Genomic DNA, 10,986 nt, shown 5'->3' on the forward strand with positions numbered 1-10,986 from the left:
CCCGCCGACGGTCCCGGATGCCGACGCGCAAGGGGTAACTAATACCGGCTGGGGCTTGGCGCTGTCAAGGGTTTGTTCCGCTTCTGCCAGCTGGTGCTCCCCTCACGCTGTCCCGCCAGCAGCCACGGCGGTTGTCCGATCCGGCGCCGGCTGCTACAATCGGCGGTAGGCCTCGATCCGTCCCCCTTCTTGCCCAGGCCGGCCCCATGCCCCTTGTCCCTCACACCCTGCAACAGCGACTGGCCCTCTACGTCCTCCTGCCGGTGGCGGCCATCCTCGCCGCCGCCGGCTTTGGCACCTTCTTCTACGCCCGCGATGTCCTCCTGGACCAGTGGCGGGAGGCCACCGTCCTGCATCTGGAACGGTCCACCCATCAGGTGGATATGCGCCTGGCCCGGGTCAAGGACCTCATCACCCTTTTCGAAGGAGCCGCCAGCCGGCCCCAAAGCCGGCCGGTGCAGGAGGCCATTCTGGGCCAGCTGCGCAGCCTGCCGGGGGTGGCCGCGGTGCACCTGACCTGGTGCCCGGGCCCGACGCCGGATGCTGCCAGCGCCGATGCCGAGAGCCTGGCCGCCTGCCCGGTGCCCGCGGTGCGCCGCCAGGATCTCGCCGTGCAATTCACCCCCCACCGCCACGGACAGGTGGTCGGTTCCCCGGCCATCGACGACGTGTCGCAGCACGAAACCGTGGGGGTGGTCGCCGAGCTGGTGGATCAGAACGGGGAAGGCCGCGGCCGGCTGGAGGTGCTGGTCCGCTTCGACCACCTGATGGAGGCCGTGGTCAGCTCCGGCTGGTGGCAGCACAGCCGGGCCTTTCTGGTGGATACCGGCGGCAGGATCCTCACCTGCACGGAAGGCCCGGGCCGGAGCGCCCTGGCCGAGACGGGCGACCCTCTGGAAGAGACGGTCCTCAAGGCCCTGCAGGAGGAGGCCTCGGGCACCGTGGCCGGGGCCGGCCACCCGCCGGAGGAGGTGAGCGCCTTCCACCGGCTGCAGGAGGCCCCCTGGACCCTGGTGGTGTTTGCCCCTGGCCGGACGGTGCTGGCGCCCATCATCGGCTTCCGCCTGTACTTCGGCCTGGCCGGGCTGGCCACCATCCTGGTGATCGTCGCCGTCATCCGTCTGGCCACCGCACGGCCGGCCGCGGCCATCCGCGCCGTGGCCCAGGCGGCTGCGGGCATCGCCCAGGGTCAGTTCGGGCCACCCCTGGCCACGACTGGGCACGACGAGGTGGCGGAGCTGGTGGGCCGCTTCAATACCATGGCGGTGCAGCTGGCCGAGAGGTTGCGCCTGAAGGCGGGCATGGATCTGGCCATGGAGGTGCAACAGAGCCTCCTGCCGGAGCGCTGCCTGGCCTGCGATGGCCTCGATGTTGCCGGCCGCAGCCTCTACTGCGAGCAGACCGGTGGGGACTACTACGACTTCCTGGCCCTGGCCGGGCCCTTCGGCCCCCGGGCCACCATCGCCGTGGGGGATGTCACCGGCCACGGCATCGCCGCGGCCCTGCTCATGACCACGGCCCGGGCCCTGATCCGCGCCCGGGCGGTGAGCAGCGATCGACCCGGCGTGCTGGTCGATGCCGTCAACCGCCTGCTTTGCCTGGACACCGAGCCGAGCGGCACCTTCATGACCCTGTTTGTGGCCAGCTTCTGCCCGGAAACCGCCGAGATCCTCTGGGTGCGGGCCGGCCACGAGCCCGCTTCCATCTATGACCCGGTGACGGATCGCTTCGAGGAGCTGCGGGGGGAAGGGCTGGCCCTGGGGGTGCGGCCGGACTGGACCGCCAGCGAAGGCAGCTTCCGGCCGTGGCGGCCCGGGCAGCTCCTGGTGGTGGGCACCGACGGGGTGTGGGAGGCCACCAATCCGGCCGGCGAGGCCTTCGGCAAGGAACGTTTGCAGGACCTGATCCGGCAGCACCATGCCGAGCCGGCAGCCCGGATCGTCGGTGCGGTGATGGCGGCCCTGGTAGCCTTCCACGGCTCCCGCCCGTTCCAGGACGATGCCACCCTGGTGGTGGCGCGGCTCGGTCCCCGCCCTCCTGATCCGGCCCCCGCCCCCTAGCCGGCCATGAGGGCGGCGGCCGAGCCGCCGGCCTGGGCGCACACCACCCGGTTGCGACCGGCCGCCTTGGCCATGTACAGGGCGCGGTCGGCCCGCTCCACGAGGTTGGCGGGCTCCTCCTCCCCGGGGATGGTGGTGGCGACGCCGATGCTCACGGTCAGGGCGTGGCCGGTGAAGCGCCGGGCCAAAAGCCGGCCCAGCTCCTCGATCTCGGCGCGCAGTCGCTCGGCACAGCCCACCGCCTCCGCCGTGTCCGCTCCGGCCAGCAGCACCAGAAACTCCTCGCCCCCGTAGCGGCCCACCAGATCGCTGGGCCGGGAGCCGGATTTCAAGGCGCTTGCCACCAGCTCCAGGACCCGGTCACCGGCCTGGTGGCCGAAGCGGTCGTTGAACCTCTTGAAATGATCCACATCCAGCATGGCAATGCTGAACGGCCGCAGATCCCGTCCTCCCCGGCAGGCGACGGCCAGGGCCTCGCCCAGGGCAGCCCGGTTGGCCACCCCGGTGAGGCCGTCCAGGTTGGCCCGGGTCTTCAGCTCCTCGAAGCGGCGGGCGTTTTCCAAGGCTACTCCCAGCTCGTGGGCGACGATGGCCAGGGAGCGGAGGGCCTCCATGTCCAGGGGCCGGCGACTGACCGCATGATCGACCCCAATCACAGCGGCGGATGGGGTGCCGATGCCGAAGGGCACCAGGCCCAGGGCCGCCACCCGCATCTGGGCCAGGACCGTGGCCTCGTGGCCGGTGCGGCCGGAGATGATCGCCGGCTCCTTGCGGCGCAGACATTCCAGGAAGCCGCCGGCGTCCGCCGGCAGGCCGATGCCGATGCCCACCAGACCGCCGGCCTGGCCGCGGCTGTCCCGGGCGTCCACCACCACCAGGCTGCGGCTGTCCGGGTCGACCCGCAGCAGGCAAACCCGGTCGAAGCCGAAGTCCTGGCGTACCGCCTCCAGGGTGCTGGCCACGATCTCCCCGGCCTCCAGGCTGTGGTGCGGCCGGGTCAGGCTCTGCCGCAGGCGCAGACAGGCGGACAGCTGCTCCCGGGCGTCCTCCTTCAGGAAATAGTAGCGGCTGCTCACCCGCCCCAGGCGGATGTTGGCCCACAAAAGGTGCTCCCGGAACTGCTCGGGGGCCGGAAACTGCAGGCCGTAGAAGGCCGCCACCCCCTGGACGTCCCGGTCCATGCGCGCCAGAAGCGCCCGCAGGTCCAGGCGCTCCAGGTCGATGATCTCCTCCACCTCCGGCTGCAGGATCGGATGCCGCCGCAGGCGCACCGAGCCCACCCCCTGGATCCAGGCCAGGTAGTTGGCGAGGGAAACAGCGGCCACCAGGAGGGCATCGTGGGCCGCCAAGCGCAGCCCGGCGAAACGCCGGTGGTGCCATTTCACCGCCAGCCCCACCCGCTCCGGCAGGCCCCACTGGGCGCAGAAATGGCCGCCCAGGTCGTCATGGCCCAGGCCCACCAGCTGCCGCTCCTCCTCCACCATGGGGATCTCGGACTGGCCGCGGCCATCCACCACCTCCCGGTAGCGGATGCGACCGCGGGCGTCCAGAATCAGCTTGCCGAGATCGTGGAGCAGGCCGGCCACATAGACCTCTTCCGGATGGGGATGGCCGCAGGCCTCGGCCAACCCGCCCGCCAGGGAGGCCACCGCCAGACAGTGCTGCCAGAAAAAGACGCGGTCGAAGCGGGACCGGCGGCCGCCTTTGACCAGGCCCTCGAAGATCACCACCTCCAGGGCCAAGGCCTGCATGGCGGAAAAGCCCAGGAGCATCACCGCCTGATGGAGGGAGCCGATGCGCTGCGGCAGGGCATAGGCGGCGGAGTTGACGATGCGCAGCACCTTGGCCGAGATGACCGGGTCGGTCTCCACCACCTTCACCAGATCCCCCACCGCGGTTCGCTCGCTGCGGGTGAGGTTGAGGAGCTTGGCCGCCACCACCGGCAGGGTCGGCAGCTCCCCCACCCCAGCCCGCTCCAGGACCGTCTCCAGGGTCGCCGGATCCAGCATCAAGGCCTCCATACCGTCTCCCCCTGTGAATCGCCTCGCGCCTGCCTCAAGGACGAATCTTATTTTCGAGCTTGCGTGCAACAAGTTTTCAGATCGCCACGCCATTCCGGCCCGGATCGCGGGCAGGCCTCTCCGTACCGTTGGGTAGCAAGGCGTATGCCCGGGGGGAAAGAAGGCGCCCGGCCAGCGGCATGGCCACCGGTCGGGCGCGCGGGTGGGACGAGACGGAGTGCCGGCTCAGCGGGCCGGGAGCAGCTCAGGCGGCCGCGTCTTTGAATTCGGCCACCAGGGCCTGGACAGAGGCCTTGGCGTCGCCGAAGTACATGCGGGTGTTGGGATACGAGAAGAGGGCGTTCTCGATGCCGGCAAAGCCCGGCCTCATGGAGCGCTTGAGGACGATCACCGTCTTGGCCCGGTGGGTCTCGATGATGGGCATGCCGTAGATGGGGCTGGACTCGTCGTTCAGGGCCGCCGGGTTGACCACGTCGTTGGCGCCGATCACCACACAGACATCCACGGAATCCATGCGCGGGTTGATGTCGTCCATCTCCACCAACTGGTCGTAGGAGACATTGGCCTCGGCGAGAAGAACGTTCATGTGCCCGGGCATGCGGCCGGCCACCGGGTGGATGGCGTAGACCACCTCGGTGCCGTTCTTCTCCAGGAGATCGCCCAGCTCCCGCACCACATGCTGGGCCTGGGCTACGGCCAGGCCGTAGCCAGGCACGAAGGCCACCGAGCTTGCCGCCTCCAGGATGGCGTAGACGTCTTCGGCGGAGGCCGGCTTCACCTCCCCTTGCACCCCCTTGCCCTCCTTCCGGACAGCGGCGCCGAAGCCGCTGAAGAGCACATTGGCCAGGGAGCGGTTCATGGCCCTGCACATGATCCTGGTGAGGATGATGCCCGAGGCGCCCACCAGGGCGCCGGCCACGATGAGGATGTTGTTGTGGACCACGAAGCCGGCCGCGCAGGCCGCCAGGCCCGAGTAGCTGTTGAGGAGCGAGATCACCACCGGCATGTCGGCGCCGCCGATGGGGATCACCGACAGGACGCCGAAGGCCAGGGCCACCAGCATAGTCAGCGCCAGAAGCCCATAGTGGCCAGCCGGATTCAGGGTGAAGAGGAGGCCGGCGAGGACGGTGACGGCGAGGAGCGCGGCATTGACCTGATGCTGGCGAGGAAAGAGCACCGGCCGGCCGGAAATCTTCTCGGCCAGCTTGCCGTAGGCGATCATGCTGCCGGAAAAGGTGACGCCGCCGATGAAGGCGGTCAGCACCGTCACCAGACCGATGAAGGCGGACAGCTCCGGGTCCTGGTGGTATTCGGCCCAGGCCAGGAGCAGGCTGGCCAGACCGCCGAAGCCGTTGAACAGGGCCACCATCTCCGGCATGGCGGTCATGGCCACCCGGTGGGCGGCGGTCAGACCGAAGGCAGCGCCGATGGCCACCCCGAAAAAGATCCAGCCGTAGCTGAGGCCCGAATAGCCCAGGGTGAAGATCACCGCCACCAGCATGCCCACCCCGGACAGGATGTTGCCCCGCCGGGCAGTGGCCGGCGAGCTCAGCATCTTCAGGCCGAGGACGAAGAGCGCTGCGGACACCACATAGACGAAGTTGATGAGGAGCTCCGCGCTCATCGGTGGTCCTCCTTCTTGCGGAACATCTGCAGCATGCGGTCGGTGACCGCGTAGCCGCCGACGACGTTCACCGTCGCCAGGGCCACCGCGCACGTGCCGAGGATGATGGCCACGGCAGAATGCTCGCCCTTGAGGGTGGCCAGGGCGCCGATCAGGGTGATGCCGGAGATGGCGTTGGAGCCGGACATGAGCGGCGTGTGCAGGGTGGATGGCACCTTGGAGATGAGCTCAAAGCCCAAGAAGATGGCCATCACGAAGACAAAGGTCAGGTAGACCGGTTCCATGGGGGTCCCTCACTTGTTCATGATGCTCTTGTAGGTCTCGCTGAAGATGGCACCCTGGTGGGTGACCAGGGCGCCGCGCAGGATCTCGTCCTCCAGCCGCAGTTGGAAGGTCTTGGCGTCCTTGTCCCAGAAATGCTCGACGAAGCTGCCCAGATTGGAGGAGAACATCTGGCTGGCGGTCGAGGCCACGAAGCCCGGCAGGTTGGCGAGCCCGATCACCGACACGCCGTGGATCTCCACCGTCTGGTCCAAGACCGAGCCCTCGACGTTGCCACCGGTCTCAACGGCCATGTCCACCACCACCGAGCCGGGCTGCATCTTGGCCAGCATGGCGCTGTCGATGATGCGGGGCGCCCGGCGGCCGAAAACCTGGGCGGTGGTGATGACGATGTCCGCCTGGGCGCAGGCCCTGGCCATCCCCTCCTTCTGGAGGGCCAGTTGGGCCGGGGTCAGGGCCTTGGCGTAGCCGTCTTTGGTCTGGCCGGTCTCGCCCAGGTCGATGGCCAGGAACTTGGCCCCCAGGGACTGGACCTGCTCGGCCACCACCGGCCGGGTGTCGAAGGCCTCCACCCGGGCACCGAGGCGGCGGGCGGTGGCAATGGCCTGCAGGCCGGCCACCCCGGCACCGATGATGAAGACCCGCGCCGGCTTGATGGTGCCGGCCGGGGTGGTGAGCATGGGAAAGATCTTGTCCAGACGGGCGGCGGCCAGGACGACCGCCACATACCCCCCCAGATTGGCCTGGGAGGAGAGGACATCCATCTTCTGGGCCAGGGTGGTGCGGGGGAGCATCTCCAGGCTGACGGCGCTGATGCCCGCCTCCCGGAGGGCGGCCAGGAGCTCCGGCTCGTTGAAGGGGTCCAGGTAGGAGACCTGGATGGCGCCCCGCCGCATGCGGCCGATCTCCTCCAGGGGGGGCTTCCGGAGGCGCAGGATGAGATCGGCGCTCGCCAGGAGGGCATCCCGATCCGCCTGGACCCGGGCGCCAGCCCGGACGTACGCCTCGTCGGCCAGCCGGCAGGTGCTCCCCAGACCGGCCTCCACCTCCACCTCGGCCCCCAGCTTCACCAGCTTCTCCACCGTCGGGGGGATGATCGGCACCCGCTTCTCCCCGGGGTGGGTCTCTCGTACGACGGCAATCTGCATCGACTTCCCTCCTTCGTTGCTGGCGCCGGCAGGACCTCTCGCGGTCCATACGGCCCCGGGAATCTGTCCAGCCGCGGGTCCCACACGGGAAGGCCATCTATACTAGCTATCTCGGGAAAAAGCTACCCTCAGGGAGACGCTTCTGCCGGGGCCTGGCGTACCGCGCTCCCCGCCAGCCCGGGAAACCGGTCAACCGAGCCGGCTCCAGGGCAGTGGCCTCACCCCTGGAACAAGGCTTTTTTTTTCCGACGAAGCTGCTATATTGAGCGGTCAGGCATTTCGGTATGCGCCCCTGATCCTTCACTGCTGCCTGACTGCAGAGACAGGCGGGGGGGGCTCCACATCCTTCCTGACCCTGGTAATGCGGACATGATGCGGGTAGGAGCAACAGCGACCCAGGGGCTCTTCCTGGAGGAAGTCAGCCGGCTTGCCGGCGTCGAGATCGCCGGCTGCTACCAGTGCGGCAAGTGCTCCGCCGGCTGCCCCATGGCCGACGAGATGGACATTCTGCCCAACCAGGTGCTTCGTCTCATCCAGCTCAATGCCCAGGACGAGCTGCTGGCGGCCAACGGCTTCTGGCGCTGTGTCTCCTGCCAGACCTGCAGCAGCCGCTGCCCCAAGGGTATCGACGCCGCCCGGGTGATGGACACCCTGAAGATCCTGGCCGTAAGCCGGGGCTGGCGTCCCAAGGACCGGCTGGTGGCTATCCTGCAACGGCTTTTTCTGGCCAACATCCGGCGCCATGGCCGCCTTCAGGAGCTGGAGCTGGCAGCCCTGTTCAACCTCCGCTCCTTCCGCCCCTTCCAGGATATTCGGCTGGTCCCGAAGCTCCACGCCCGGGGCAAGCTGTCCCTGGCCCGACACGAGACCCGAGACATCCACTCCGTGCAGCGGATCTTTGAGCTGGCCCGGCCCTTCGACCGCCCGGCCAGCACCTCGGAAGGTCACCGTCCATGAGCGCCCTGGCCTACTATCCCGGCTGCTCCTCCCATGCCTCCTCCCGGGAGTACGAGCTTTCCTGCCGGGCCCTCTTCCCCTACCTGGGCCTGGCACCGGTGGAGGTCACCGACTGGAGCTGCTGCGGCGCCAGTGCGGCCCATGGGGTGAGCGACGAGCTGGCGGTCGCTTTGCCTCTCCGGAACCTGGCCATCGCCGAGGCCATGGCGGCCACGGCGATCATGACCCCCTGCGCGGCCTGCTACGACCGTCTCCGGCACGCCGCGGCAGCGGTGGCCGGCAACGCCCCCCTCAAGGCCCGCATGACTGAGCTGGTGGGGGTGGCCTTTCGCGGCACCGTGGCGGTGCACCATCTCGTGGACCTGCTCCATGACCAGGTGGGCGCCGACCGGATCCGAGCCCGCACCACCCGCTCCCTGGCTGGCCTCAAGGTCGCGTGCTACTACGGCTGCCTTCTGGTGCGGCCCCCCGGCGGGGCGGTGGTGGACCAGCGTCCGGAGGATCCGTGTGCCATGGACGAGCTGGCAGCCGCGGTGGGCGCCGAGCCCGTGTCCTGGCCGCACAAGACCGAATGCTGCGGCGCCGCGGCGGTGATCCCCCATCCTGAGTCGGTGGTCCGCCTGGTGGGCCGCCTTGCCGGCGCCGCCCGCCTGGCCGGCGCCCATTGCCTGGTGGCGGCCTGCCCCTTGTGCCACGGCAACCTCGACATGCGCCAGGAGGAGGCAGTGCGCCAGGGCCAGCTGGCCGCCCCTTTGCCGGTGCTCTATCTCAGCCAGCTCCTGGGGCTGGCCGTGGGCCTGGCCCCCGAGGTCCTGGGGCTGGGGCTGCATTTCGTGGACACCGCTCCGGTTCTGGCCGCCATCTCCTGACAGGCACCTTCATGAAGCCCAAGAAGCAGAAACGCGTCGGCGCCTTTGTCTGCCGTTGCGGCATCAACATCGGCTCGGTGGTGGATACCCGGGAGGTGGCCGCGGCCCTGGGCCAGCGGCCCGACGTGGCGGTGGCCCAGGAATACGTCTACATGTGCTCCGATCCGGGCCAGGAGCTCATCCGCCAGGCGGTGGAGAAGGAGGGCCTGGATGCGGTGGTGGTGGGCTGCTGCACCCCCAACCTCCATCTGAAGACCTTCCGCAAGGCCGCCGGCACCAGGGGCGTCAATCCCTTCCAGGTCGAGGTGGCCAACATCCGGGAGCAGTGTGCCTGGGTGCACCAGGAGGACAAGGCCGCTGCCACCCGGAAGGCCATCCGGATCATCGGCTCCCTGGTGGACAAGGCCCATGGCAACCGGGCCCTCACCCCGGCCAAGGTGGGCATCAGGAAGAGGGCCCTGGTGATCGGCGCCGGCATCGCCGGCATCCAGGCGGCGCTGGACATCGCCGATGCCGGCTACCCGGTGCTCCTGGCCGACCGGCTGCCCAACATCGGCGGCCGCATGGCTCAGCTCTCCGAGACCTTCCCCACCCTGGACTGCTCCCAGTGCATCCTCACCCCCCGCACCGTGGAGTGCGGCCAGCACCCCAACATCGAGCTTTTGACCTACGCCGAGGTGGAGGCGGTCTCGGGCTTCATCGGCAACTTCACGGTGCGGATCCGGAAGAAGGCCACCTACGTGGACTGGGACAAATGCGTCGGCTGCGGCATCTGCACCCAGAAATGCCCCAGCAAGGTCAGCTCCCAGTTCGACCGCGGCCTGGTGGACCGGCGGGCAATCTCCATCCCCTTCCCCCAGGCGATCCCCAACCGGGCCACCCTGGACGCGGCCCACTGCCGGCAGCTGGGCCGGGGCAAGGCCTGCGGCGTCTGCGCCAAGGTCTGCCCGGCTGGTGCCATCGACTACGCCATGCAGGACCGGGTCATTGAAGAGGAGGTGGGGGCGATCGTGGTCGCCACCGGCTACGACCTCTTCGCCAAGGCCCAGGTGGGGGAATACGGCTACGGCCAGATCAGGGACGTCGTCGACGGCCTGGAGTTCGAGCGCATCCTTTCTGCCTCCGGGCCGTTTGCCGGCCAGGTGCGGCGACCCTCGGACGGCAAAGAGCCGCAGACCGTAGTCTTCATCAAGTGCGTCGGCTCCCGGGACCCCGAGCACGGCTACCCGTACTGCTCGAAGATCTGCTGCATGTACACCGCCAAGCAGGCCATGCTCTACAAGCATCGGGTGCACCACGGCCGGGCGTACATCTTCTACATCGATGTCCGCACCCCGGGCAAGGACTACGAGGAGTTCTACCAGCGCACCCAGGCGGAGGGGGTCACCTATGTCCGGGGCCGGGTCTCCCGCCTGTACCAGGAGGGGGAGCGGATCGTCGTCCAGGGGGTGGATACCCTGGTGGGCAGGAAGGTGGAGGTGACCGCCGACCTGGTGGTCCTGGCCACCGCGGTCACGCCCAGCCAGGGCGCCAAGGATCTGGCCAGGAAGCTCAACCTGGCCACCAACGAGCACGGCTTCTTCAGCGAGGCCCATCCCAAGATGCGGCCGGTGGAGAGCATCACCTCCGGCTTTTTCCTGGCCGGCACCTGTGTCGGGCCCCGGGACATCCCGGAGACCGTGGCCCATGCCAGCGGCGCGGCCAGCAAGGTCCTGGCCCTGTTCTCCAGGGAGGCCCTGGAGACCGACCCGGTCATCGCCACGGTGGACCAGGAGATCTGCTCCGGCTGCGGCCTGTGCGTGGCTGCCTGCGCCTACGGCGCCCGGCAGCTGGACCCCAAGCGGCACAAGGCCACGGTCATCGTCTCCCTGTGTCAGGGCTGCGGCGCCTGCGCCATGGTCTGCCCCAACAGCGCCACCCAGCATGAGAACTTCCGCACCGACCAGATTATGGCCATGGTGGATGATCTGGTGTTGGCGTGATGCGGCGCTGGCCGGGCAGTGGGCGGACGGGATGGACGCTATG

8 protein-coding genes are annotated in these 10,986 nt (G+C 69.1%); 4 read left to right on the top strand and 4 right to left on the bottom strand.

The genetic code is table 11. The features are described 5' to 3' along the window. Positions 1–206: 206 nt before the first annotated feature. Positions 207–2,060, top strand: coding sequence for a SpoIIE family protein phosphatase (locus AB1634_03765; GenBank protein MEW6218636.1), 1,854 nt, complete (start codon positions 207–209; stop codon positions 2,058–2,060). Here the strand turns inward: AB1634_03765 and AB1634_03770 are convergent. The 4 genes from AB1634_03770 to AB1634_03785 all read right to left on the bottom strand — a co-directional run bounded on the left by AB1634_03770 (position 2,057) and on the right by AB1634_03785 (position 7,135). Continuing rightward, positions 2,057–4,081, bottom strand: coding sequence for an HDOD domain-containing protein (locus AB1634_03770; GenBank protein ID MEW6218637.1), 2,025 nt, complete (start codon positions 4,079–4,081; stop codon positions 2,057–2,059). The genes AB1634_03765 and AB1634_03770 overlap by 4 nt on opposite strands. 244 nt (positions 4,082–4,325) lie before the next feature. Further along, on the bottom strand, positions 4,326–5,705 hold the full coding sequence (locus AB1634_03775) for an NAD(P)(+) transhydrogenase (Re/Si-specific) subunit beta (protein MEW6218638.1): 1,380 nt from the start codon (positions 5,703–5,705) through the stop codon (positions 4,326–4,328). After that, positions 5,702–5,989 carry an NAD(P) transhydrogenase subunit alpha gene (locus AB1634_03780; protein ID MEW6218639.1) on the bottom strand — a complete coding sequence of 96 codons (288 nt, stop codon included), beginning with the start codon at positions 5,987–5,989 and terminating at the stop codon, positions 5,702–5,704. The genes AB1634_03775 and AB1634_03780 overlap by 4 nt, the downstream gene beginning before the upstream one ends. Before the next feature lie 9 nt (positions 5,990–5,998). Beyond that, positions 5,999–7,135: a Re/Si-specific NAD(P)(+) transhydrogenase subunit alpha gene (locus tag AB1634_03785; GenBank protein MEW6218640.1), complete on the bottom strand. Its 1,137-nt coding sequence runs from the start codon at positions 7,133–7,135 to the stop codon at positions 5,999–6,001. Positions 7,136–7,504: 369 nt separating this feature from the next. Between AB1634_03785 and AB1634_03790 the strand changes: the two genes are divergently transcribed. From AB1634_03790 to AB1634_03800, 3 genes are read left to right on the top strand one after another with little or no spacing between them, the layout of a single operon-like run. Then, positions 7,505–8,092, top strand: coding sequence for a 4Fe-4S dicluster domain-containing protein (locus AB1634_03790; protein ID MEW6218641.1), 588 nt, complete (start codon positions 7,505–7,507; stop codon positions 8,090–8,092). Continuing rightward, positions 8,089–8,961 carry a CoB--CoM heterodisulfide reductase iron-sulfur subunit B family protein gene (locus AB1634_03795; protein ID MEW6218642.1) on the top strand — a complete coding sequence of 291 codons (873 nt, stop codon included), beginning with the start codon at positions 8,089–8,091 and terminating at the stop codon, positions 8,959–8,961. The genes AB1634_03790 and AB1634_03795 overlap by 4 nt, the downstream gene beginning before the upstream one ends. A gap of 11 nt (positions 8,962–8,972) precedes the next feature. Continuing rightward, positions 8,973–10,943, top strand: coding sequence for a CoB--CoM heterodisulfide reductase iron-sulfur subunit A family protein (locus tag AB1634_03800; GenBank protein ID MEW6218643.1), 1,971 nt, complete (start codon positions 8,973–8,975; stop codon positions 10,941–10,943). The last annotated feature ends 43 nt before the right edge of the window (positions 10,944–10,986 follow it).

It is taken from the genome of Thermodesulfobacteriota bacterium (assembly GCA_040755095.1).
Taxonomy (GTDB): domain Bacteria; phylum Desulfobacterota; class Desulfobulbia; order Desulfobulbales; family JBFMBH01; genus JBFMBH01.

Bases quoted from the DNA above. Each gene is read 5' to 3' on its own strand.
- AB1634_03770 (MEW6218637.1), bottom strand. From the start codon at position 4,081: ATGGAGGCCTTGATGCTGGATCCGGCGACCCTGGAGACGGTCCTGGAG.
- AB1634_03785 (MEW6218640.1), bottom strand. From the start codon at position 7,135: ATGCAGATTGCCGTCGTACGAGAGACCCACCCCGGGGAGAAGCGGGTG.
- AB1634_03775 (MEW6218638.1), bottom strand. From the start codon at position 5,705: ATGAGCGCGGAGCTCCTCATCAACTTCGTCTATGTGGTGTCCGCAGCG.
- AB1634_03780 (MEW6218639.1), bottom strand. From the start codon at position 5,989: ATGGAACCGGTCTACCTGACCTTTGTCTTCGTGATGGCCATCTTCTTG.
- AB1634_03795 (MEW6218642.1), top strand. From the start codon at position 8,089: ATGAGCGCCCTGGCCTACTATCCCGGCTGCTCCTCCCATGCCTCCTCC.
- AB1634_03765 (MEW6218636.1), top strand. From the start codon at position 207: ATGCCCCTTGTCCCTCACACCCTGCAACAGCGACTGGCCCTCTACGTC.
- AB1634_03800 (MEW6218643.1), top strand. From the start codon at position 8,973: ATGAAGCCCAAGAAGCAGAAACGCGTCGGCGCCTTTGTCTGCCGTTGC.
- AB1634_03790 (MEW6218641.1), top strand. From the start codon at position 7,505: ATGATGCGGGTAGGAGCAACAGCGACCCAGGGGCTCTTCCTGGAGGAA.